This is a genomic window from Bradyrhizobium sp. 41S5 (assembly GCF_011516665.3).
Classification (GTDB): domain Bacteria; phylum Pseudomonadota; class Alphaproteobacteria; order Rhizobiales; family Xanthobacteraceae; genus Bradyrhizobium; species Bradyrhizobium quebecense.
The window spans coordinates 5,294,806-5,318,444 of sequence record NZ_CP083721.1 but is presented as its reverse complement, the minus strand read 5'-3'; the positions used below and the strand labels follow the sequence as shown (position 1 = coordinate 5,318,444).

The 23,639-nt window shown below is 65.4% G+C and carries 20 protein-coding genes and 2 pseudogenes; 13 read left to right on the top strand and 9 right to left on the bottom strand.

Features of this window, described 5'->3' with window-relative positions; genetic code table 11:
• Position 1 precedes the first annotated feature (1 nt).
• Positions 2-1,336 carry a sensor histidine kinase gene (locus HAP47_RS25955; RefSeq protein WP_173642165.1) on the top strand — a complete coding sequence of 445 codons (1,335 nt, stop codon included), beginning with the start codon at positions 2-4 and terminating at the stop codon, positions 1,334-1,336.
• A 48-nt stretch (positions 1,337-1,384) separates the two neighbouring features.
• Here HAP47_RS25955 and HAP47_RS25950 read toward each other — a convergent pair whose 3' ends face one another.
• From HAP47_RS25950 to HAP47_RS25925, 6 genes are all read right to left on the bottom strand, one after another.
• Entirely contained in the window at positions 1,385-2,674 is a 1,290-nt protein-coding gene (locus HAP47_RS25950) for a M20/M25/M40 family metallo-hydrolase (RefSeq protein WP_173642166.1), read from the bottom strand.
• A 122-nt stretch (positions 2,675-2,796) separates the two neighbouring features.
• Positions 2,797-4,401 (bottom strand): TRAP transporter large permease, encoded by a 1,605-nt coding sequence (locus tag HAP47_RS25945; protein ID WP_173642167.1) that lies wholly within the window; start codon positions 4,399-4,401, stop codon positions 2,797-2,799.
• The gene (locus tag HAP47_RS25940) at positions 4,398-4,937 is read right to left on the bottom strand and encodes a TRAP transporter small permease subunit (protein WP_097672497.1); all 540 of its coding nucleotides are present in this window, start codon (positions 4,935-4,937) and stop codon (positions 4,398-4,400) included. Before HAP47_RS25940 ends, HAP47_RS25945 begins: the two co-directional genes overlap by 4 nt.
• 349 nt (positions 4,938-5,286) lie before the next feature.
• The gene (gene moaA / locus HAP47_RS25935; protein WP_173642168.1) at positions 5,287-6,321 is read right to left on the bottom strand and encodes a GTP 3',8-cyclase MoaA; all 1,035 of its coding nucleotides are present in this window, start codon (positions 6,319-6,321) and stop codon (positions 5,287-5,289) included.
• Between the two features lie 301 nt (positions 6,322-6,622).
• Entirely contained in the window at positions 6,623-7,108 is a 486-nt protein-coding gene (locus tag HAP47_RS25930; protein ID WP_173642169.1) for a hypothetical protein, read from the bottom strand.
• Positions 7,109-7,268: 160 nt separating this feature from the next.
• Entirely contained in the window at positions 7,269-7,949 is a 681-nt protein-coding gene (locus HAP47_RS25925; protein ID WP_173642170.1) for an HAD hydrolase-like protein, read from the bottom strand.
• Positions 7,950-8,026: 77 nt separating this feature from the next.
• On the opposite strand from HAP47_RS25925, the gene HAP47_RS25920 reads away from it, so the two are divergent.
• From HAP47_RS25920 to HAP47_RS25895, 6 genes and pseudogenes are all read left to right on the top strand, one after another.
• Positions 8,027-8,860, top strand: coding sequence for an SDR family NAD(P)-dependent oxidoreductase (locus tag HAP47_RS25920; protein WP_173642171.1), 834 nt, complete (start codon positions 8,027-8,029; stop codon positions 8,858-8,860).
• Between the two features lie 107 nt (positions 8,861-8,967).
• A complete protein-coding gene (rpiA, locus tag HAP47_RS25915; RefSeq protein WP_173642172.1) occupies positions 8,968-9,666 on the top strand; it encodes a ribose-5-phosphate isomerase RpiA in 699 nt (232 codons plus the stop codon).
• A 23-nt stretch (positions 9,667-9,689) separates the two neighbouring features.
• Positions 9,690-10,223 (top strand): DUF2059 domain-containing protein, encoded by a 534-nt coding sequence (locus HAP47_RS25910; protein WP_173642173.1) that lies wholly within the window; start codon positions 9,690-9,692, stop codon positions 10,221-10,223.
• Positions 10,224-10,401: 178 nt separating this feature from the next.
• The gene (gene gor / locus HAP47_RS25905) at positions 10,402-11,787 is read left to right on the top strand and encodes a glutathione-disulfide reductase (protein ID WP_173642174.1); all 1,386 of its coding nucleotides are present in this window, start codon (positions 10,402-10,404) and stop codon (positions 11,785-11,787) included.
• A gap of 528 nt (positions 11,788-12,315) precedes the next feature.
• Positions 12,316-12,525: a DUF2934 domain-containing protein gene (locus tag HAP47_RS25900; RefSeq protein WP_173642175.1), complete on the top strand. Its 210-nt coding sequence runs from the start codon at positions 12,316-12,318 to the stop codon at positions 12,523-12,525.
• 58 nt (positions 12,526-12,583) lie between these two features.
• Positions 12,584-12,942 (top strand): annotated as a pseudogene (locus tag HAP47_RS25895) (cupin domain-containing protein).
• Between the two features lie 455 nt (positions 12,943-13,397).
• Here the strand turns inward: HAP47_RS25895 and HAP47_RS25890 are convergent.
• Positions 13,398-14,322, bottom strand: a pseudogene (locus tag HAP47_RS25890) (alpha/beta hydrolase family protein).
• 146 nt (positions 14,323-14,468) lie between these two features.
• Between HAP47_RS25890 and HAP47_RS25885 the strand changes: the two are divergent.
• The 3 genes from HAP47_RS25885 (at position 14,469) to HAP47_RS25875 (ending at position 18,139) form a co-directional block, all read left to right on the top strand.
• Positions 14,469-15,857, top strand: a complete 1,389-nt coding sequence (locus HAP47_RS25885) for a class II 3-deoxy-7-phosphoheptulonate synthase (protein ID WP_173642176.1) — start codon at positions 14,469-14,471, stop codon at positions 15,855-15,857.
• Between the two features lie 29 nt (positions 15,858-15,886).
• Positions 15,887-16,240: a diacylglycerol kinase gene (locus HAP47_RS25880; RefSeq protein ID WP_173642177.1), complete on the top strand. Its 354-nt coding sequence runs from the start codon at positions 15,887-15,889 to the stop codon at positions 16,238-16,240.
• A 147-nt stretch (positions 16,241-16,387) separates the two neighbouring features.
• Positions 16,388-18,139, top strand: coding sequence for an NAD+ synthase (locus HAP47_RS25875; protein ID WP_173642178.1), 1,752 nt, complete (start codon positions 16,388-16,390; stop codon positions 18,137-18,139).
• 3 nt (positions 18,140-18,142) lie between these two features.
• Here HAP47_RS25875 and HAP47_RS25870 read toward each other — a convergent pair whose 3' ends face one another.
• Complete coding sequence (locus HAP47_RS25870; protein WP_210285362.1) at positions 18,143-19,297, bottom strand: DUF2865 domain-containing protein; 1,155 nt, start codon at positions 19,295-19,297, stop codon at positions 18,143-18,145.
• A 170-nt stretch (positions 19,298-19,467) separates the two neighbouring features.
• On the bottom strand, positions 19,468-19,776 hold the full coding sequence (locus tag HAP47_RS25865; protein WP_173643118.1) for a hypothetical protein: 309 nt from the start codon (positions 19,774-19,776) through the stop codon (positions 19,468-19,470).
• A 295-nt stretch (positions 19,777-20,071) separates the two neighbouring features.
• Between HAP47_RS25865 and cysS the strand changes: the two genes are divergently transcribed.
• The 3 genes from cysS to cimA are packed head-to-tail and all read left to right on the top strand — an operon-like array spanning position 20,072 to position 23,585.
• Positions 20,072-21,487, top strand: a complete 1,416-nt coding sequence (cysS, locus tag HAP47_RS25860) for a cysteine--tRNA ligase (RefSeq protein WP_173642180.1) — start codon at positions 20,072-20,074, stop codon at positions 21,485-21,487.
• Entirely contained in the window at positions 21,484-21,990 is a 507-nt protein-coding gene (locus HAP47_RS25855) for a GNAT family N-acetyltransferase (RefSeq protein ID WP_173642181.1), read from the top strand. Before cysS ends, HAP47_RS25855 begins: the two co-directional genes overlap by 4 nt.
• A complete protein-coding gene (cimA, locus tag HAP47_RS25850) occupies positions 21,987-23,585 on the top strand; it encodes a citramalate synthase (protein WP_173642182.1) in 1,599 nt (532 codons plus the stop codon). The genes HAP47_RS25855 and cimA overlap by 4 nt, the downstream gene beginning before the upstream one ends.
• Positions 23,586-23,639: the final 54 nt, after the last annotated feature.

Genomic DNA, 23,639 nt, shown 5'->3' with positions numbered 1-23,639 from the left:
GGTGTTCCGCTTCACATCGCTGACCTCGCGGATCGTGTTCCTGCACATCGTGGCGGTCGCGGTCGCCGCGATCTTCCTGCCGCTGCTGCTGCTGTGGTTGCTGAACTCGGAGATCAACCAGCTGCATCGCGAAGCGATGCGCGATCAGGCCGCCGATCTCGGCCAAAACCTCGTGGTCGATTCCGCCGGCAAGGTGCAGCTCAACCTGCCGGACAGCCTGAAGGGGCTCTATTCCGACGCCTATGGCCGCTATCGCTACGACATCTACGATGCGGACGACCATCTGCTGTTTTCGTCGCATCGCGGTGCGCCGCGACTGCCGGCCCTGGCCGACCGGATTTCCGGCGCCAGCGCCACCAAGCTCGTCGGCGGCCAGACGCTGCGCATCCAAGTCGCCGAGGACCTGTCGCATCGCGACGTCATCATCGATGACATCGTTTCCAACTTCTTCCGCCGGGTCGGCTGGATCACCATTCCGATCCTCCTGATCCTGCTGGCCACCGACATCCTGATCTTCCGCCGCGCCGTGATTCCGCTGCTACGGGCTTCGGAGGAGGCCAGGAGCATCGGACCGGCCAGGACCGACATCCGTCTGCCGACGGAGGGGATTCCGAGCGAAATCCTGCCGCTGGTGACCGCCGTCAACCAGGCCTTCGACCGTCTGGAGGACGGGTTTCACGTGCAGCGCCAGTTTACCGCCGATGCGGCGCATCAGCTGCGCACCCCGCTCGCGATCCTGAGGACCCGGATCGAGACGCTGGATGTAGCTAGGGGGACCAAGGAGCTGCATGCCGACATCGAGAGAATGAGCCGTATCGTCAGCCAGCTGCTCGAGATCGCCGAGCTCGATACGCTGGTGCTGGACCCCGGCGAAACCGCGGATCTGCGCGCGGTGTGCGCCGAGGTGGTCGGCTCGATCGCGCCCTATGCGCTGGCGCAGCAGAAGGACATCGCGCTGCGCGGCACCGACGGTCCGGTGCGGGTCAAGGGCAATGCCGAGATGCTGCAGCGCGCGATTTTCAATCTGGCGGAAAACGCTATCAAGTACACGGCAGACGCGACCTCGGTCGACGTCGAGGTGCACGAGGACGGTTCGGTGCAGGTGCGCGACTGCGGGCCGGGGATTGCGCCAGCCGAGCAGGGCCTGGTGTTCCAGCGTTTCTGGCGCGGCGATCGCCAGCGCCAGCGCACGGACGGGGCGGGGCTCGGGCTCTCGATCGTCCGCGGCGTCGTCGACGATCACGACGCGACAATCAGGGTCGAAAACCTGCCGTCCGGCGGTGCCCAGTTCACGCTGAGCTTCCGGCTCGCCGAGGCGGAGCCGGCGACCGTCTGAGGGGCCCGGCCTGCGGCACCTGTGGTGCCGCGGGCCTGCCTGTCCTGTCTATTTCACCTTGCCGTCGGACAGGTCCATGATCATGCGCGTGGTCAAATACAGGCGCGGCACGATGCTGTTGATCTGCACATACTCGGCATCGTTGGAGTGGGCGCCGAAGCCCGAGAGGCCCATGCCTTCGACCACGGCCCCCTTGGTCTTGAGGGCGGCAAACGCAGCGTCGGTGCCGCCGCCCGTGGCCCGCTCGGCCACGTTCAGCGGCATGCCGAGTTCCTGATAGATCGACTTGCCCTGGCCGGCCACGCGGCGCGAGGCGTCGCTGGCTTCGAGCGGCGGGCGGCGCACCTCGAACTTCACGTCCACCTTGGAGTCGGGCAGCAGGCGGTTCTTGATCTTGTCCTGCAGCGCCTTCTCGAGCTCGTCGAAATCGGACACCTTCAGCGCGCGCGCATCGGCCTGGGCGGTGGCTTCGGCGGGGATCACGTTGCGGTTGGTGCCGGACTTCGAAACGGTCCAGTTCAGCTTCAGGCCCTGCTCGGGCTTCGACAGGTCCTTCATCTGCAGCACCTGGTGTGACAGCTCATAGAGCGCATTCACGCCGCCTTCAGGCCTGGCACCCGCATGCGACGACTTGCCGTGCACCGTGAGGTAGGCCGAGCCGATGCCGCTGGTGGCGAGGCGGAGCGTGCCGCTGGCGTCGCTGCCTTCGAACGAGAACACGGCATCCTGCTCAGCGGCGACGCGGGCGATGGTGCTGCGCCAGCCGGGCGAAGAGATCTCCTCGTCGCCATTGATGAGCACCGTGAGCGTGCCGTAATCCTTGAAGTTCAGCTTCTGCAGCAGCGCCACGCTGTGGATGATGGTGGCGATGCCCTGCTTGTCGTCGGCGATGCCGAGGCCGTAAGCCTTGTCGCCATCGACGCGGAAGGGTTGGTCCTTCAGCATGCCCTTGAGATACACCGTGTCCATATGCGCGATCAGCATGATCTTCGCGCTGCCCGTGCCCTTGAAGACGGCCTGCACAGCGGGGCCGATCTTCTCCGGCGTATCGTCCAGCCGATAGATGTCGGTGGTCTGCAGGATGTCCACCGTGCCGCCGAGTTCTTTGAGCTGGCTAGCGATGCGCGTGGCGATCAGGTTCAGGCCTTCGATGTCCTTGCTGCCGGATTCGATCTGCACGAGGTCGCGCAGGGTGTCGAGCAGCGGCTGCTGCTCCTGTTGCGCCAGTGCGCGAATGTCGGCCGCCGGCGCCGCATGCGCAACGGCAGCGGCAAATGCGAGGCTGAGGGAAACGATGAGCGGGCGAACGAACGAACGGGCGGGATGCGATTGGGGCATGGCGGCGGTCTGTGAGTTGGAGGGCGATCCGTATCCCCGCGTCTTCACAGGACTCGACGCCGCCGTCAACGGTTCCAGCGCGCCCCGCTTCCGCCGGGGCACGCTGAAGAAGCTGGCGCCGGCTACTGCTTCGGTTGCCCGAAATCGAGCGGCGGCAGCTCGATCTGCGGCACCTCGATCTTGACCTTGCTGAGGTCGACATCGAGCGGCTTGTCGAGCAGTCCCGTGACGACAACCGGGAACGCGATCACCAGCGCCACCATGATCGCCTGCAACCCGATCCAGGGCATTGCGCCCCAATAGATGTCGGAGCTCTTCACTTCCTTCGGCGCCACGCCGCGCAGATAGAACAGCGCGAAGCCGAACGGCGGATGCAGGAACGAGGTCTGCATGTTGACGCAGAGCATGACGCCGAACCAGATCAGCGCGGCGTCGGGGCCGACCACCGGCGCCAGCACCTTCTGCGCGATCGGTGCGATCATCGGCAGGATGATGAAGGCGATCTCGAAGAAGTCGAGGAAGAACGCCAGGAAGAAGATGAACAGGTTGATGAAGATCAGGAAGCCCCAGACGCCGCCGGGCAGCGAGGTCAGATGGTGCTCGAGCCAGTTGCCGCCGGACACGCCGAGGAACACCACCGAGAAGCAGGTCGAACCGATCAGGATGAAGGTGACCATGCAGGTGATGCGCATGGTGGTCTCGTAGCCCTGCTTGATCAGGTCGCGCAGGTCCGGGATCTTGACGGCCTCGAGGCAGATCCAGACCACCGCGAGGTAGGTGATGGCGAACGCGAGCTTGAACAGCAGGTTCTCGGTGTAGAGCATAGCGATAATGGTGCCGACGCCGCCGGCGATCACGCCGACGATGAGCACCTTGCGGCCGGTCGCGCTGAAATCCTTGTGGTGGATCGCGGCGAGCACGATGGCGCCGACCGCGCCCATGGCGCCGGCTTCCGTCGGGGTCGCAAGGCCCATCATCATGGTGCCGAGCACGACGAAGATCAGCACCGCGGAGGGGATGATGCCGAGCAGGCACTTCTTCCACAGCGCCCAGCCGGTCAGCGTGCGCGCTGTGATCGGCACCGCCGGCACATGGCTCGGCTTGAAGATGCCGAGCAGGAAGGTGTAGCCGGCGAACAGCAGGATCTGGAACACCGACGGCCCCCAGGCGCCGAGATACATGTCGCCGACCGACTTGCCGAGCTGGTCGGCGAGCACGATCAGGACGAGAGAGGGAGGGACAAGTTGCGTGATGGTGCCGGAGGCCGCGAGCACGCCCGTGATGTAGCGGATGTTGTAGCCGTAGCGGATCATCACCGGCATCGAGATCAGCGCCATGGCGATCACCTGCGCCGCCACCGTGCCGGTGATGGCGCCGAGGATGAAGCCGACGATGATCACGGAATAGCCAAGGCCGCCGCGGATCGGGCCGAACAGCTGGCCCATCGAATCCAGCATGTCCTCGGCGAGCCCGCATCTCTCCAATATCGCGCCCATGAAGGTGAAGAACGGGATCGCGAGCAGGAGCTCGTTGGACAGCACGCTGCCGAAGATGCGGCCCGGGATCGCCTGCAGGAAGTTGAGGTCGAAGAAGCCGAGATAGATCGAGAGAAACCCGAACGACAGGCCGACCGCGGCGAGCGTGAACGCCACCGGATAGCCGATCAGCATTGCAATGATCAGGCCGCCGAACATCAGTGGCGGCATCATCTCCAGCGTAATCGTCATTGCGTCGGCCTCTCGTACTTCGCGTCGATCGTCACATAGCCTTGCAGCGCGGCGATCCGCTTGATCACCTCGGAGACGCCCTGTAACGCAAGCATCACGAAGCCGGACGGGATAACGAACTTGATCGGCCAGCGCAGCAGGCCGCCGGCATTGCCGCTCATCTCGCCGACCGCATAGGCCTGGTGGAAGAACGGCCAGGACAGATAGGCGAGCAGCAGGCAGGCCGGGATCAGGAAGAACAGCGTGCCGATCATGTCGAGCCAGAGCTGGCCACGTTCGGACAGCATCAGATAGAGGATCTCGACGCGGACATGCTCGTTGCGCTTGAAGGTGTAGGAGGCCCCGAACATCACGAGGATCGCGAACATGTACCACTGCGCCTCGAGCCAGCCGTTCGACGAGTAGCTGAACGCGTAGCGGATCATGGCATTGCCGGCGCTGACCAGGCAGGCGATCAGCACGAGCAGATTGCAGATGGTGCCGATCTTCTCGTTGAGTCGGTCGATGGCCTGACTCAGTGCCAACAATGGGCGCATCACGATCTCCGCGGTCGCGCGATCTGCGCGCCGAATATTTTCTCAAGCGTCATCTGGCCGCCGCGCGCATGCGCACGGAGCCACGGCTCACCTTCAGGAGCAGTTGCAAAACGGTCGTCCTCCCCCGAAATGCGCTTCCGCCGTTGTTGGCTGCTCTTGGCTGCCGGATCGTCGGCAGCAGCCGACAGGGGGCAGCGGCCTATCTGGCCGGGCTAGCGTGAAAGCCGGGGCACCAAATCAGCGCCGTGGAACGCCGTCAATCGGAAAATGGGCAAATTGACGGCGCGGCAAATCGTTGTCCCGCCTTGGTAATCGGGGGCCGGCGCAGGCGTCGGCAGCAGGCTTTGAACTAGCCGCCGGTTACGCTCATGTGGCGGCTGACGCTCGGGCGGTTGTGGCGGCGGTCGATGATGAAATCGTGCCCCTTCGGCTTCAGCCCGATCGCCCGGTCGATGGCCGCCGACAGAAGATCGTTGTCGTCGGAGGCGCGCAGCGGCCGGCGCAGGTCGGAGGCGTCCTCGTGGCCGAGGCACGTGTGCAGCGTGCCGGTGCAGGTGATCCGCACCCGGTTGCAGGATTCGCAGAAATTGTGGGTCATCGGCGTGATGAAGCCGAGCTTGCCGCCGGTCTCGGCGACCCGGACATAGCGGGCAGGGCCGCCGGTGTCGTCGGCGAGATCGGTCAGCGTGTAATGCTTCTCGAGCCGCGCGCGCAGCAGCGACAGCGGAACGTACTGATCGATGCGGCCCTCGCCGATGTCGCCCATCGGCATCACCTCGATCAAGGTCAGGCCCATTGCCTTGCCATGCGCCCATTCCATCAGCGCGGGAATCTCGTCCTCGTTCATGTTCTTCAGCGCGACCGCGTTGATCTTGACCGCAAGCCCGGCCGATCGCGCCGCCTCGATGCCCGACAGCACCTTGTCGATGTCGCCCCAGCGGGTGATGGCCCGGAATTTTACGGGGTCGAGCGTGTCGAGCGAGACGTTGACGCGGCGCACGCCGCAATCGGCCAACTCCTGCGCGAAGCGTGCGAGCTGCGATCCGTTGGTGGTCAGCGTCAATTCGTCGAGCGCGCCGGTCGAAAGATGGCGCGACAGCGAACGCACCAGGCCCATCACATTGCGGCGGACCAGCGGCTCGCCGCCGGTGAGGCGGATCTTGCGCACGCCCTTGGCAACGAAGGCCGAGCACAGGCGGTCGAGCTCTTCCAGCGTCAGCAGATCGGCCTTCGGCAGGAAGGTCATGTCTTCCGACATGCAATAGAAGCAGCGCAGGTCGCAGCGATCGGTGACGGAGACCCGCAGGTAACGGATCGTCCGGCCGAACGGATCGATCATCGGACGAAACAGCGTGTCGGAATGCGCCTGCGTGGATCCGTTCATTCAACCCGAGCCTTCAAGGCGAGACCTTAACCCAAGACCTCAACTCAAGTCTTGAAATGTGTCCCTGCGTGCGGAGCCGAACTCGGCTCCAAGCCCACAATCTATGCATGTTGGCGCGCCGTCACAATGCGTTCCTGAGGATGATCCGCAACATGCAAAGCGGATCGCGCGCGATAGGTGAGACAGATCGCGCGATACATGATCGCAATCGCCGATGTGTCTCCACGAAATACAAAAACCCGGCTCTTGGGCCGGGCTCTTGTGCAGTGCAATCTCGATCAGACGCGCGCAGCGTTGTGTATCAGCGCGTGGGCGCGGCGGCCGGCGGCGGTGCCGCGCTCGGAGCAGGGAACGCCGCGTCCGGAGCTGCGGCAGGAGCCGCAGCGGCAGCCGGCTTCGGCTTCTTCTTCTTCGGCCGCATCGCCTTGTGCCCGCGCGGCGGCGGGCCGGCAGGTTGCAGCTCGGCGAACACCGGGCTCGGATCGAGGGTGGTCGTGGCCGGGCTCGTGAAGTCGCCCGGCGAGCGGGTCACCGTTACCGGCACGGTCGCCGGCTGGAACTTCGGCATATTGAATGTGACGGTGAAGTTGGCCTCCGGCGCCGGGATCGACACCGAGCAGGGCGTCTTGCAACCCGGCCCGATCGAGGTCACGGCGTCCGCGCCTTGCGGGGCCGAATCCAGCTGCACCTGCATTGGTGGCGGTGCCGGCTTGAACGAATCCAATGAGAAGGAGGAGCAGCCGGCCAGGCTCAGCCCGGCGGCCGCAATCACGATGATACGACGCATGATCCACACTCTACTGCGGCAATCAGCCACAATCCCCGGGCCGACCATAGGAGCGTCGGAACAGAGGTGCAACAGGGGGAGGTCTGTTCGTTAAAGGATGGTTAATGGAAAATTCGCATGGCAAAATATTTCCAAGTAATATCAATGTGTTGCGGGAATCTTATGCTGCGCCGAGGCTGGCGACGGCGTCCGGCAGATCGCGCATATGGCTGATCAGCCGGTCCGGCTTCAGCTCGGTCATCGGGACGTCGGTGTAGCCGAAATCGACGCCGATCACCGGGACGCTGGCGCGCCGGGCGACCCCGACATCGGGACCGGCATCGCCGACCATGATGGCGCCGGGCAGCCTTCCTCCGGCGCGGGCAACCGTCTCGCGCAGGAACGCCGGATCGGGCTTGGCGACGCCGAATGTGTCCTGGCCGCAGATCGCGGCAAAGCGCGCCGTCAAACCAAGCCGGTCGAGCAGCAGCTTCGACAGCCATTCCAGCTTGTTGGTGCAGACCGCAAAGCGATGGCCCTTGGCCTCCAGCCGATCGAGTGCGGCTTCGAGCCCATCGAACGGGCGCGAGCCGTCGACGATGTGTTCAGCGTAATAGTCGATGAAATCCTTGGTCAGGCGATTGAGGTCCGCGAGGCTGACCGCGCGTCCGTCCACCTCGAGCCCGCGCTCGAGCAGCTTCCGCGCGCCGGCGCCGATCATGTTGCGGGCGGCCGACAGCGGCACCGGCCGCAGACCTTCGCGGTCGAGCACATAATTCAGCGCGCTGATCAGGTCAGGCGCAGTGTCGACCAGCGTGCCGTCGAGATCGAACACGATGATGGAGGGAGAGAAGGCGGACATCACGCTTTTCGCTATCGGGCTGCGCGCCGCGATGCAAGAGTAAGATGTCGGCGCGTCATGAAATTGGGGAGGCCGGGATGCGGGAACTCGCCGGAAAAGCGGCTTTTGTCACCGGTGCGGCCAGCGGAATTGGCCTCGCCATGGCAACCGCGTTCGCCCGCGAGGGCATGAAGGTGATGCTCGCCGACATCGAAACCGGCGCGCTCGACAAGGCCGTCGATGCGTTGCGGGCCGGCGGCGCCGACGTCCATGGCGTGGTCTGCGACGTCGCCGATCCCTCAAGCGTCGATCGCGCGGCAGAGGCATCGTTCCGCGCCGTCGGCAACGTCCATGTCGTCTGCAACAATGCCGGCGTCGCAGGTGGCGGCGGCATCGACCAGATCTCGGTCGATGATTGGCGCTGGGTGATCGACGTCAACCTGATGGGCGTCGTGCACGGCATCAGGACTTTCCTGCCGCACATCCGCGCGCACGGCCAGGGCGGCCATATCGTCAACACCGCCTCGATGGCCGGGATGAATGCCGGGCTCGGTGTGAGCCCGTATTCGGCGACCAAATTCGCCGTCGTCAGCCTGTCCGAAGGGCTTTCGGCGCAACTCGCGCCGCTCGGGATCGGCGTCAGTGTGCTCTGTCCGAGCTATGTGCGGACCCGGATCGGGGAGAGCGGGCGCAATCGCCCGGAGCACTACGGACCGCCCCGCCAGTACGATCCGGCAAGCCCGGCCGCCGCCATGATCGCCGAGATCGGGCGTCGCCTCGAGGCCGGTCTCGATCCGGCCGTGGTTGCGGCCCGGGTGGTGCGTGCGATTCACGACGACCAGTTCTATGTTTTCAGCCATCCCGGGATGCGGGCCGAGGTCGAGGACCGCTTTGCGGCGATTTTGGCCGCGATGGATGCCGTTTCGGCCTAAAGACGTGCCCGGATGGCGCTATTCCTGCCCGTGAATCGAGGCTAGATATGCGCCCGCCGGGCCGCCCGATGGCGTGCCCGTAACGGACAATCGAGGGGCTATCGGCCGTGGACATGGACGCATTGAAACGCCAGGCGGCGGCGCGCGCGCTCGAAGAGGTGCGCGACGGCATGAAGCTCGGGCTCGGCACCGGGTCGACCGCCAAGCATTTCGTCGAGCTGCTCGGCGAGAAGGTCCGCGCCGGCATGAAGGTGATCGGCGTGCCGACCTCGGAGGCGACCCGCGCGGACGCGATCCGCTGCGGCGTCCCGCTGACCACGCTGGACGAGGTCGATCATCTCGACCTCACCGTCGACGGCGCCGACGAGATCGACCACGCGCTCAATCTGATCAAGGGCGGCGGCGGCGCGCTGCTGCGCGAGAAGATCGTGGCGGCCGCCAGTGATCGCATGATCGTGATCGCCGACGACAGCAAATGGGTCGAGGTGCTCGGCCGCTTTCCGCTGCCGGTCGAGGTGATCCCGTTCGGGCTCGCCGCGACCCAGGCCGCGATGGCGCGGGCGTTCGCAGAGGCCGGCGTATCCGGCCAGATGATCGTCCGTAAGGGCAAGGACGGTCACGTTTTTGTCACCGATGGCGGCCACTGGATCGTCGATGCCCATCTCGGCCGGATCGGCGACCCGCCGCGTCTTGCCGGTTTGCTCAGCGTGATCCCGGGCGTGGTTGAACATGGTCTGTTCATCGGGCTTGGCAGCGTCGCTGTCCTGGCCGGCGCACAGGGAATTCGGGTTGTTGAACGGCGCTAACGCCGCAAGCAAGGAGACTTGGAATGAAGCGTTTTTCGGGACTTTTGTCGGCAGTGGCCCTGGCGGCTGGACTGGCGCTCGCGGCTGCGCCGGCCATGGCGCAGCAGCAGCTGCCCCCCATGCCCAAGGTCAAGCAGTCGACCCCCGCGGCGATTGGGTACGCCAAGGAAATCCTAACGATGAAGAACGTGGCGGTGATGTATTCCGGCGCCGTTCCGGGAATCATCGAGAAGACCAAGACCGGTCTGCTGCAGCAGTTTCTGAACTACCAGAAGGATCTCGACGAGGTGGCGTTGGTCGTCGCCAAGCAGTTCGCCGGCAGCGAGAAGGAGATCGGCGACGGCATGGCGCAGATCTACGCCTCGGAGTTCACCGAGCAGGAGCTGAAGGACCTCGTGACGTTCTACAAGACGCCGCTCGGTCAGAAACTTTTGACCGCCGAGCCCACGGCAATCAACGGATCGCTGCAATATATGCAGCAGTGGGCGCAGCAGTTCGGCGTGATCGTCAACGGCCAGTTCAAGACCGAGATGAAGAAGCGCGGCAAGGACATCTAAGCGGGCTGATCACCTCGCCCCGCGTGCGGGGAGAGGTCGGCGCGGAGCGCCGGGTGAGGGGGACTCTCCGCGAGTCGGATTTGTGGAGGCGGCCCCTCACCCCAACCCTCCAAGAGCGAGCTTTGCTCGTCTTGACCCCGCAAGAACGGGGCGAGGGAGAAGGAAGTGAGAGGTTGCCATGGCCGAGTTTGACGTCGACCTGTTTGTCATCGGTGGTGGTTCGGGCGGCGTTCGGGCCGCCCGCATCGCCGCTAACTATGGCGCGAAGGTCATGGTCGCCGAAGAGTACCGGATGGGCGGCACCTGCGTGATCCGCGGCTGTGTGCCGAAGAAGCTGTTCGTGATCGGCAGCCACGTTCACCAGGAGATCGAGGACGCGGCCGGTTTCGGCTGGAGCATCGGCCAGGTCTCGTTCGATTGGGCGACGCTCGTCGCCAACAAGGACAAGGAGATCGCCCGGCTCGAGGCCGCCTACACCAGCAATGTCGAGAAGTCGGGCGCCAGGATCGTCAAGACCCGCGCGGTGCTGGAGGATGCCCACACCGTTCGCCTGGCCACCGGCGAGAAGGTGACGGCGAAATACATCCTGATCGCGACCGGCGGCGCGCCCAATCACGGGCCGGCCGTTCCCGGCATCGAGCACGTGATCTCCTCCAACGAGGCGTTTCACCTGAAGGAGCTGCCGAAGCGGATCGTGATCCAGGGCGGCGGCTACATCGCGCTGGAATTCGCCGGCATCTTCGCCGGCTTCGGCTCCGACGTCACGGTGGTCTATCGCGGCGACAACGTCCTGCGCGGCTTCGACGAGGACGTCCGCAAGCATGTCCGCACCGAGATGGAGAAGCGCGGCATCACCATCATCACCGGCTGCACGGTGGCGAAGGTCGACAAGCACGGCCGCGATTTCACCACGCATCTGTCGAGCGGCTCGAGCATCGCCTCCGACCAGGTGATGTTCGCGATCGGCCGGCATCCCAACGTCGCCAATCTCGGGCTGGAGACCGCCGGCATCGCCATCAATCCCGCCAATGGCGGCATCCAGGTCGATGGCTGGTCGAAGACCTCGGTCGACAACATCTACGCGGTCGGCGACGTTACCCATCGCACCAATCTCACCCCGGTCGCAATCCGCGAGGGCCATGCCTTCGCAGACACCGTGTTCGGCAAGCGCCCCGTGCAGGTCGACCACGCGACGATCCCGACCGCGGTGTTCTCGCAGCCGGAGGTCGGCACCGTCGGCCTCACCGAAGAAGAGGCGCGGGCGCAGTACAGCCACGTCGACATCTACAAGACCGATTTCCGCCCGATCAAGGCGACGATGTCCGGCCGCGACACCCGCGTGCTGATGAAGCTCGTGGTCGACGGGTCGAGCGACCGCGTGCTCGGCTGTCACATCGTCGGCGATGCCGCCGCCGAGATCACGCAAGCCGTTGCGATCGCCGTCAAGATGAAGGCGACCAAGGCGGACTTCGATGCCACCGTCGCGCTGCATCCGACCGCTTCCGAAGAGCTGGTGACGATGCGCACCCCAACCGCGCGCCACGTGCGCCAGGCGGCGGAGTAGGGCGCACGCGGCGCGCCGGAATGATGCAGCGCGCCGCGGCGAAATATCCGGACATACTCGGTCGGTCCGCGGATCCGCGGAGCGACGCCGTCGCGTTCCCGCACGGGGGGCAAGCCCTGCCTGACAGCCCAACGCCGCCCGCTTAAAATACATGCGAGCGGCGTTGTCTCTAGCCCCAGGAAGGTCACGGCAAAATCCTGATAATCTTAAGTCTGCAGAAGCGCGCAAAGGTTTCATACCTCGGAAGGGGTAGGTTGCCTCCGCAAGACCGGCGCGCTGCCGGCGCCCGCGCTTGATGCCGGGGAATTGGGCACCCTTGTTGACGTGCATATGCACTGGGGTCGTTTCCTCGGGGCCGCTCTTCGCGCGCTCAAATCAAATGCGGTTTCCGGCAAATGGCCTGCGCGACGGCGCTTGTGCGCAGATGGTGCGAGGGGCAGCGCGGCGATCTCGCGCGCCTTGGAACCTTGCGCTATGCTGGCAGTTCCACTCCAAACAGTTTGATGTCTCAAATTGAGGGAGCCGCCCATGACAGGCCCGACCGAGCAGGAGATTCGGACCCGCGCCTACGAATTGTGGAAGGATGCCGGCGAACCGCCGGGCATGATGGATCAGCTTTGGTACAAGGCCGAACGGGAACTGCTGGCGCGCAAGGCCGCCAACGGCGAAACGCCCTGCGGAATGAATGGGCACGACGGGCAGACACCATATCCGGAAAAGCTGAGGGGCGTGCATTGAGCGTCTCGCACGACTGAGCTAACGAGCCCGGGCAGGCTGGCCCGGACCCGGAGGCATCATGAGCGACGCGATCGATCTTTCGGAGAAACTGGCGACATTCTCCGATCACTGGTCGCCGCGCACGGTGGTTCAATTCAACGCTTGCGACGTCATGGTGGTGAAGGTGCAGGGCGAGTTCGTCTGGCACAAGCATGACGACACCGACGACTTCTTCCTCGTCCTGAAAGGCGTGCTCGACATCGAGCTGCGCGACCGCACCGTGACGTTGAAGCCGGGCCAGATGTTCATCGTGCCGAAGAGCGTCGAGCATCGTCCCGTCGCGCGGGAAGAGGTGCAGTGCATCTGTTGCTGATCGAGCCGACGGGGACGCCGAACACGGGCGATGCGGCGACGGCTGCGGCGCGTAAGGTGGTGTGAGATCGGCGCACGCCGCTAGACTAGCGGGTTTCCCGTGCGCGGAAGCGCAAAACTCCCTAGCCAAATCAATGCGATCACCCTTGTCCAGTTCCCGCGCGGAAAATATTCCGCTTGGCGTTTGACCCAACTCAGATGTTCAATTGGCCCGTCTCACCCGATCGAGGGGCGCTGCGCATCGTCAGGAGTGTTACGGTGAGATGCGGTGGACGCTTCGCATGCGCGAGACGACATGCGTGCGAGGCGGACGGCGAAATCGTGTGGTCCTGACGCCCTAGCGGCAGGTGTCTGTGTCCACCGGCCACGCAACATACTCGGTGTCGTCCCTGCGAAAGCAGGGACCCATAACCACCAACGCTGATTGGCGCGCGATGCTGGAACGACGAGCCCCTTTCACAACATCCACCGCGGCGTATGGGTCCCTGCTTTCGCAGGGACGACAGCGGAGAATCTGGCCCTTACCCCTCCACCTCGAGCCACTCCGCGGCGCCGCGCCACAGGGCGTCGCGGTGTTCGCTGCGGAAGAAGCCGAAATGGCCGATCGCTTTCGCGCCGGCATCCGCGGGGCGGATCGAGATGATCTCCGGCGTGATGGACGTGAACGCGGAGCACAACAGCTCGACCGCCGGCCGCGTCGCCCAGGTGTCGTCGGTGATCGCGAGCGCGCGAAGCTTGCCCTTGAACTTCGCAAAATTTTCGCGCGCCTCGAGCGTGGCATCATCGAGCAGATAGCGCTCGCGCATCACCCAGCCTCGCCATTGCTCGAACACGCCCCGCGGCAGGTCCATGCCGAGACCGGCCCAGCCAGGCACATAGCCGAGCGTGCGCGCCAGCGGCAGGCCGATGCCGTTCATGAAGGCGACGACGCGGTAGCGTTCGGGCGAGGCCATCAGCTTCCAGGTGGCGGCCTGCGAGGCGACCAGCAGCGCGCGCGGGATCTCGTCATTATTGGGCAAGAGGCCAAGCGCCTGGCCGCCGAAGGAGTGGCCGACATAGGCGAAGGGGAGGTCGCGGTAGCGATAGCGCATCCAGCTCACGGCCGCGGTGGTGTCGAGCGCGGCCCAGTCCGCCATCGTGGCCTTGAAGCCGGCCAGCGACTTCGGCTTGTTGAGGCCGGTCGTCGCCGCCATCGGCCTCGAGTCGCCGGTGCCGCGGTAGTCGTAGGTCAGCACCGCCGCGCCGCGGCGGGCGAGGTAGCCGGCAAAGCCGCGATAGACCTTGCGGGGCACGGTGGTCGCCGATCAGCACGGCGTGGCGCTTCCTGCCGCGCGGCAGGAACAGCGTCGCGGCGAGCGGATAGCCGTCCGCAGCCGGCACGACGATGTCGTCGCTAAAAACGTCGTCCAGCGCGGCGGAGGCTGCGGCAATTTCCCTGGCATTCATGGTATGGTCCAGCAAATGCGAGTTCGTATTTTCCTGCAAGAGTTTGACGGGATTGCAGGAATCCTTCTAGCGGGGGAGTGGGCGGCTGTGTATAAGCCCACCTTTCCCGTCGATTAAGTCGCGGTTTTTGCTCAGGAGTTGACCTCATGTCCGAGCGGTGGACACCCGATAGCTGGCGCGCCAAGAAGGTGCTGCAGGTGCCCGATTATCCCGATGCCAAGGCATTGGCCGATGTCGAGGCCCAGCTTGCAACCTTTCCGCCGCTGGTGTTCGCGGGCGAGGCGCGCAACCTGAAGAAAGCGCTGGGGCGGGTCTGCGCCGGCGAAGCCTTCCTGCTGCAGGGCGGCGACTGCGCCGAGAGCTTTGCCGAGCACGGCGCCAACAACATCCGCGACTTCTTCCGCGTGCTGCTGCAGATGGCCGTGGTCATGACCTATGCCGGCGCGCTGCCGGTGGTGAAGGTCGGCCGCATCGCAGGCCAATTTGCAAAACCGCGCTCGTCGCCGACCGAGAAGCAGGGCGATGTCGAGCTGCCGAGCTATCGCGGCGACATCGTCAACGACATCGCCTTCACGCCGGAAGCGCGGATTCCCGATCCGCAGCGCCAGCTGATGGCCTATCGCCAATCCGCTGCGACGCTGAACCTGCTGCGCGCATTCGCCACCGGCGGCTTTGCCAATCTCGGCAGCGTGCATCAATGGATGCTGGGCTTCCTGAAGGATTCGCCGCAGTCCCGCCGCTACAAGGAGCTGGCCGACCGCATCTCGGATGCGCTGAACTTCATGCGTGCCTGCGGCCTCGATCTCGAGAGCCATCCGGAGCTCCGCGCCACCGATTTCTATACCAGCCACGAGGCGCTCTTGCTCGGCTACGAGCAGGCGATGACGCGGGTCGATTCCACGACCGGCGACTGGTACGCGACCTCCGGCCACATGATCTGGATCGGCGACCGCACCCGCCAGCTCGATCACGGCCATGTCGAATATTTCCGCGGCATCAAGAACCCGATCGGCCTGAAGTGCGGTCCGTCGTTGAAGCCGGACGAGCTGCTGAAGCTGATCGACGTGCTCAGCCCCGACAACGAGCCGGGACGGCTGACGCTGATCAACCGCTTCGGCGCTGACAAGGTCGGTGACCATCTGCCGGGCCTGATCCGCGCCGTGCAGCGGGAAGGCCGCAAGGTGGTGTGGTCGTGCGATCCGATGCACGGCAACACCATCACCTCGACCTCGGGCTACAAGACGCGGCCGTTCGACCGCGTGCTGTCCGAGGTGAAGGCGTTCTTCCAGATCCATGCCGCCGAGGGCACCCATGCCGGCGGCGTGCATCTGGAGATGACCGGTCAGGACGTCACCGAGTGCATCGGCGGCGCCCGCGCCATCACCGATGAGGATCTCAACGACCGCTACCACACGGTCTGCGATCCCCGCCTCAACGCCGAACAGTCGATCGACATGGCCTTCCTGATCGCCGAGCTGCTGAAGCAGGAGCGCGCCGGCAAGGTCAAACCGATGCCGGCCGCCGCTGGGTTGTGATTTGGGGGCCGTGACTTGAGGGCAGTGACTTGCTGAGGTTCTGGCGAGCCACCATCAACTCGCGCAACGGGCTGGCCTTCGCCATTCGCTCGGAGCAGGCGATTCGCGAGGAGGTGGTGGCACTGGTGCTGTCGGTGCCGCTGGCCTGGCTGGTCGGCGCCACCGTGATGCGCCGGGTCGAGCTGGTCGCAACCGTGGTGCTGGTGCTCGTCATCGAGCTGCTCAACACCGCGATCGAGAAGCTCGCCGACCGCCTGACCATGGATCACGATCCGCAGATCGGGCGGGTCAAGGACATGGGCTCCGCGGCCGTCGGCGTCGCGCTGGTGATGGCAGGACTGTTCTGGCTGTTTGCCCTCGCTGAGCGCATGGGCGTGTTCTGATCCGAGCATGATCCGGAAAGGTGGAGACCGGTTTTCCGATCAGATCATGCTCAAAAGAAGAGAACGACGGTCATGGTGCGATTTCTGCAATCGCACCATGACCGGAGGACCATTGAAGTTTGCTCTTGTGCGGGACAACATAAAGTTATGAGCGAACAACAGATCAAGATCACCCTGGCGCAACTCAATCCGACGGTCGGTGACGTGGCCGGCAACGCCGTGAAGGCACGCGCCGCGCGCGACAAAGCGAAGGCCGACGGCGCCGACCTCGTGGTGCTGTCGGAGCTGTTCATCGCCGGCTATCCGCCGGAGGATCTGGTGCTCAAGCCGGCGTTCCAGTCGGCCTGCCGCGCCGCGATCGAGGAATTGGCGCGCGAGACCAAGGATGGCGGCCCGGCGATGCTGATCGGCACGCCCTGGGTCGAGGACGGCAAGCTCTACAATGCCTGCGCGCTGCTCGACGGCGGCCGCATCGCGGCGCTGCGCTTCAAGGCCAACCTGCCGAACTACGGCGTTTTCGACGAGAAGCGGCTGTTCGCGCGCGGCCCGGCATCGGGCCCGGTGACGGTGCGCGGCGTGCGCATTGGCGTACCGATCTGCGAGGACATCTGGCTTGAGGAATCCGAGGACTACGAGAACGTCGTCGAGTGCCTGGCCGAGACCGGTGCCGAGATCCTGATCGTGCCGAACGGCTCGCCTTATGCCCGCGACAAGGCCGATCTGCGCCTGTCGATCGTGGTGGCGCGCGTCACCGAGAGCGGGCTGCCGCTGATCTATCTCAATGAGATGGGCGGCCAGGACGAGCTGATCTTCGACGGCGCCTCGTTTGCGCTGAACGCCGATCTCTCCGTGGCGGCGCAGCTTCCGGCGTTCGAGGAGAACATCACGACGTTGACCTGGCGCAAGACCGCGGATGGCTGGCGCTGCAACGGGCCGATCACGGCGCAGCTCGAGGGCGACAAGGCCGATTACGCGGCCTGCGTGCTCGGCCTGCGCGACTATGTCCGCAAGAATGGTTTTCCCGGCGTGCTGCTCGGCGTCTCCGGCGGCATCGACTCGGCGCTGTGTGCCGCGATCGCGGTCGATGCGCTCGGCGCCGACAAGGTGCGCGGCGTCATGCTGCCGTTCCGCTACACCGCGCAGGTGTCGCTCGACGATGCCGCCAAGCTCGCCGCCGCGCTCGGCATCCGCTACGAGATTCTGCCGATCGCCGATGCCGTCAACGGGTTCGAGACGATATTGGCGCCGGTGTTCAAAGGGCTGGAGCGCGACATCACCGAGGAGAATTTGCAGGCGCGCGCGCGCGGCACGCTGTTGATGGCGATCTCCAACAAGACCGGCGCCATGGTGGTGACGACCGGCAACAAGTCGGAAATGTCGGTCGGCTACGCCACGCTCTACGGCGACATGAATGGCGGCTTCAACCCGATCAAGGACATCTACAAGACCGAGGTGTTCCGCCTGTCGAGCCTGCGCAATGCCTGGAAGCCGGACGGCGCGCTTGGGCCGTCGGGCGAGGTGATCCCGGTCAACATCATCATCCGGCCGCCGACCGCGGAGTTGCGCGAGAACCAGACCGACCAGGATTCGCTGCCGCCCTATGAGGTGCTTGATGCGATCCTCGAGCGGCTGGTGGAGCGCGAGGAGCCGCTTGCGACCATCATCGAGGCCGGCTTCGGCCGCGATGTGGTGACTCGCGTCGATCGCCTGCTCAACATTGCCGAATACAAGCGGCGGCAGGCGGCGCCGGGGGTGAAGGTGACGCGCAAGAACTTCGGCCGCGACCGCCGCTATCCCATCACCAACCGCTTCCGCGATTTCGGCAAGGCGCTGCCGGAGCCCGACGAGAAGCTGGTGACGCGCGGCTCGCGCGCGTCGGCGGAAGCGTTCGAGGGGTGAGCCTTACTGCTTTTTCGGGATGAAGGTCGGGCCGACCGTGCGGATCTGGCCGTCGCTCACGGGCGCGGCCGGCGCTGTGGCGTCAGCGGCGGCAGGCTGCTGCGGTTGAGCCGCCGCGGCTGCGGGCGCGCCCTTTTTGCCGGCGGCACCCTTGGTCTGCGCGCGCTGCTGCATCTTCCGCGCGCTCTCCTCGGTGACGATGATGTCGCCCTGCTGCGCGGCGGACGCCTGGTCGTCGACCGCCTTCAGCGCCTCCGCCCAGCTCTGGCCGGCCGCCCTGCAGGAGCAGGACGGATTGAACTCGGTGCGGTATTTGAAGGCGTTCGGCAGCGACGAGTAGGACTGGCCGCTGATCGAGACCGCCTGGTTAATGTCCTCGCCGGGATTGCGGTAGGCGAACAGGCTGGCCTCCGCGGCCGGGCACTGCGCCTTGCAGATTTGCTCGTCGGCGGCAAAGCGCGCCTGCGAGGTCGCGAACGAGATCGGGAAGTAGGCGCCGTCGCAGGTGCGGACGCAGACGGTGCGGAAGGTGCCGGACTGTCCGCCATATTGCGCGTCAGGCGGGGGCAGCGGATTATTGGGATTGCCACCGCCGCCACCGCCGAAAAGGTTCTCGATGAAATTGCCGGGGCCGCGCGCAGCCGCCGCGTATTGCGGGCCGCAATTGTTCTGCGCCAGCGCGGTCAACACCGAGCGGCGCTGGTTCTCGCGATCGGCGCCGCCGAGCCCCCCGGTGCGCAGCCGCTCGAGATTTGCGGTCATCTGGTCGAGGTTGGCACGCATCTGCTGGATCTGGTTGTTGACCGGTCCGCACTGCGCCGAGTTATTGTTGAACAGAGAAAAGAACCCGGAACTGTCGCAGCCCATGCGCCGGGCCTGCGCGGTCACGCGATCCAGCTCGCCCTGCTGCCGGGTTGCCGCATCCTGATAGCGGCGGATCTGCTCGTCCTTGGCCGGATCGCCGCCGCCGCGATCGATCGCCGCCAGCTGGCCCTCCAGCCGCGCGCACACCGGATTGGCCTGCGCGCCCTGGGGCGCCGGGCCGGGCGGGCCCGGAGGCACCTGCGCGAGGGCATGCCTGGCGGGCAGGGCGATGCCGGCCAACACGGCGCAAGTCAAGAACCAGCGGGAGAAGCGAGAACGGGAGCTATGGGGCATATCCGGCCATTAAAACGACGCCGCGCGGCGATCAACGCCAAAGCGCGCGGCCAGGACCACGTGCCAAGACCACCTGCAAAGGCCGCCTGCAATAGCCGTTTCTCGGGGCAGCGTCACGTCGTTTCCGGGGCGCCGGTGTGGCAATAACCCCGTTTGACCAGCGGCTTGCCTCAGCGCTGGCAGGTGATGGCGACGTATTCGCCGCAGCTATTGCCGGTGCATTTCTCGTTCGCGGCGTGCGGAACCGCGCCGGTGATCTCGTCGGGATCGACGCGGCGGTAGTTGGTGGCTTGCGCAAAATCGCGTGACCGGCAGTAGGCGCGCGCGGCGGACGCGCCGCAGCGGTCGCCGCGGGCGAGGCACTGATCGATGCCGTATCCGTCGGCCTGGTTGGCGACGATGAAAACGCGGCTGTCGGCCAAGGCGGCCGAGGAGACAAGGACGAACGTGCAGGCAATCAATGCTGAAATGGGCCGCATGGTGCACCAGTGAAAATGGCGGGGAATCCGCAGGCCTTCCCGTACGCCCAATTCCTTAATAATGATTAACCATGAGGGCGTTGGCGTGATTTCGGTGCGGTGCGGGCTGCATAACGCCCCGAAACAGCCCCTTGACGCGATAAGGGGGCCGTGAGACACGATGGAACCATGAACGGCCACCTCGCCATCAGCAGCATTTGCCGCGAGATTATGAGCTAGCGATTCGCTGGCTGAGGCCGTCTTTTCTCAATCACCCTGAGATCACTGGACGCCCGGCCGCAAGGGATGGGTACCCATGGATTTGCGCCTCTACGATACGCTGACCCGGGAGAAGCGGCCCTTCGTGCCGCTCGATGCCAACAATGTCCGCATGTATGCCTGCGGACCGACGGTCTACGACTTCGCCCATATCGGCAACGGCCGCGCCGCTGTTGTCTTCGACGTGCTGTTCCGCGCGCTGCGCCATCGCTACGGCGCCGATCACGTCACCTATGTCCGCAACATCACCGACGTCGACGACAAGATCAACGTTCGCGCCGCGCGGGACTATCCCGGCGTGCCGCTGAACGAGGCGATCCGCAAGGTCACCGAGCAGACCTATCAGCAGTACCAGGACGACGTCACGGCGCTCGGCTGCTTGCCGCCGACCGTGCAGCCGCGCGCGACAGAGCATATCCCGGAGATGCGCGCGATCATCGAGAAGCTGGTCGCCGGCGGCTTTGCCTATGTCGCCGAGGATCACGTGCTGTTCTCGCCGCAGGCGATGAACGCGGCCAACTCCACGCTGCCGCGTTACGGCGCGCTGTCCAAGCGCTCGCTCGACGAGATGATCGCGGGCGCCCGTGTCGATGTTGCGCCCTACAAGCGCGACAACACCGACTTCGTGCTGTGGAAGCCGTCGAAGCCGGGCGAGCCGTGCTGGGCGTCGCCGGCCGGCATTGCGGTCGAGGGCCGGCCCGGCTGGCACATCGAGTGCTCGGCGATGGCCTGGAAGCATCTCGGCGAAAAGTTCGACATCCATGGCGGCGGCATCGACCTGGTGTTCCCGCACCATGAGAACGAGCTCGCGCAGACCTGCTGCGCGTTCCATACCGATCGCATGGCCAATGTCTGGATGCATAACGGCTTCCTGCAGATCGAAAGCGAGAAAATGTCGAAGTCGCTCGGCAACTTCTTCACGATCCGCGATCTGCTGGCGGATTGGCCGGGCGAGGTGCTGCGGCTCAGCATGCTGAGGACGCACTACCGTTCGCCGCTCGACTGGACGCTGAGGAGCGCGGAAGAAGCCGCAAGGACGCTCGACGACTGGTATGCGGTCGCCGCCGACGCCGAGCCCGGTGCGCCGTCGGCCGCGATGGTCGAGGCGCTCTACGACGACCTCAACACGGCGCAGGCCATGGCCGTGCTGCACAGCCTGCGGAATGCCGCCGCGAGCAATGGAGCGAGCCGCAAGGAATTTGCCGGTTCGCTGCGGCTGCTCGGCTTCCTCTCCGAGAGCGCGGCGTCGTGGAAGGGCCGCAAGGAGCAGGCCAGCGGCGTCGATGCCGCCGCGGTCGAGGCACTGATCGCCGAGCGCACCGCGGCGCGTGCGAGGAAGGACTTCAAGGAGTCTGACCGGATCCGCGATCAGCTCGCCGCGATGGGCGTGGCGATCAAGGACGGCAAGGATGCCGAAGGAAAGCCGATCACGACCTGGGAGGTTGCGCGATGACCCGATCCGCACCCGCATTGCGCCCGTATCTGCCTGACGATGCGCCGCTGCTGGCGGCGATCTTCGCGGCGTCGATCATGGACCTGACCGGCGACGATTACAGCGAGGCCCAGCAGGAAGCCTGGGCGATGGCCGCCGACGATGAGGAGGCCTTCGGCAAGAAGCTCGCCGGGCAGCTCACGCTGATCGCGACACTGCAGGGCGCGCCGGTCGGCTTCGCCTCGCTGAAGGGGGCCGATCACATCGACATGCTCTATGTGCATCCGAGCGCGGTCGGGCAGGGTGCGGGCAGCGCGCTGTGCGACGCGCTGGAGAAGATCGCGAGTGCCCGCGGCACCAAGGCTCTCAAGGTCGATGCCAGCGACACCGCGCTCGAATTCTTCCGCAAGCGCGGCTACGTCGCGCAGCAGCGCAATACGGTGACCATCAACGACGAGTGGTTCGCCAACACCACGATGCAGAAGACGCTCAACGGCGTTGCCGTGACCGGAGGCCACGCATGAGCCGCGAGCGCCTCTATCTGTTCGACACCACGCTGCGCGACGGCGCGCAGACCAACGGCGTCGACTTCACGCTGCAGGACAAGCGGGTGATCGCCGGCATGCTCGACGCGCTCGGCATCGACTATGTCGAGGGCGGTTATCCCGGCGCCAATCCGACCGACACCGAGTTCTTCAACAAGAAGCCTGCGTTCGACCACGCGCGCTTCACCGCGTTCGGAATGACGCGGCGGCCGGGCCGTTCGGCCTCCAACGATCCGGGGCTCGCCGGTATCCTCGAGGCCAAGGCCGACGCGATCTGCTTCGTCGCAAAATCCTCGGCCTACCAGGTCCGGGTCGCGCTCGAGACCACCAACGAGGAGAACCTCGCCTCGATCCGCGACAGCGTCGCGGCCGCGAAGGCATTGGGCCGCGAGGTGATGGTCGACTGCGAGCATTTCTTCGACGGCTACAAGGAGAACCGTGACTATGCGCTCGCCTGCGCGACGGCGGCCTATGAGGCCGGGGCGCGCTGGGTGGTGCTGTGCGACACCAATGGCGGCACCATGCCGAACGAGATCGAGACCATCGTCGGCGATGTCGTCAAGCAGGTGCCCGGCGCCCATGTGGGTATCCACGCTCATAACGACACCGAGCAGGCGGTGGCCAATTCGCTCGCCGCGGTGCGCGCCGGCGCACGTCAGATCCAGGGCACGCTCAACGGCCTCGGCGAGCGCTGCGGCAACGCCAATCTCTGCTCGCTGATCCCGACCTTGAAGCTGAAGCAGGAGTTTGCCGACAAGTTCGAGATCGGCGTCACCACGGAGAAGATGGCGACGCTGATGAAGGTGTCGCGCACGCTCGACGACATGCTCAACCGCGCGCCCAACCGCCATGCCGCTTACGTCGGCGAGAGCGCCTTCGTCACCAAGACCGGCATCCATGCTTCCGCGGTCATGAAGGATCCGCAGACCTATGAGCACGTGCTGCCGGATTCTGTCGGCAACCACCGTAAGGTGCTGGTATCGGACCAGGCCGGCCGCTCCAACGTGATGGCCGAGCTCGACCGCGCCGGCATCGTCTATGACAAGGGCGATCCGCGGCTGACGCGCTTGGTCGAGGAGCTGAAGGAGCGCGAGGCCGCGGGATTTGCCTATGAATCGGCGAACGCCTCGTTCGACCTGTTGGCGCGCCGCACGCTCGGCAAGGTACCGGAATATTTCAAGGTCGAGCAGTTCGACGTCAATGTCGAGCAGCGCTATAACGCCAACGGCCAGCGAGTCACGGTGGCGCTCGCGGTGGTGAAGGTCGACGTCGACGGCGAGCGGCTGATCTCGGCCGCCGAAGGCAACGGCCCGGTCAACGCGCTCGACGTGGCGCTGCGCAAGGACCTCGGCAAGTACCAGAAATACATCGATGGCCTGAAGCTGATCGACTATCGCGTGCGTATCCTCAATGGCGGCACCGAGGCGGTCACGCGCGTGCTGATCGAAAGCGAGGACGAGACCGGCGAGAGCTGGACCACGGTCGGCGTCTCGCCCAACATCATCGACGCCTCGTTCCAGGCGCTGATGGATTCGGTGTTCTACAAGCTGGTGAAGTCGGGCGCGCAGGCTTGAGGCGGCTGCGAAGGAAACAGGCGCCGTCATTGCGAGCGAAGCGAAGCAATCCAC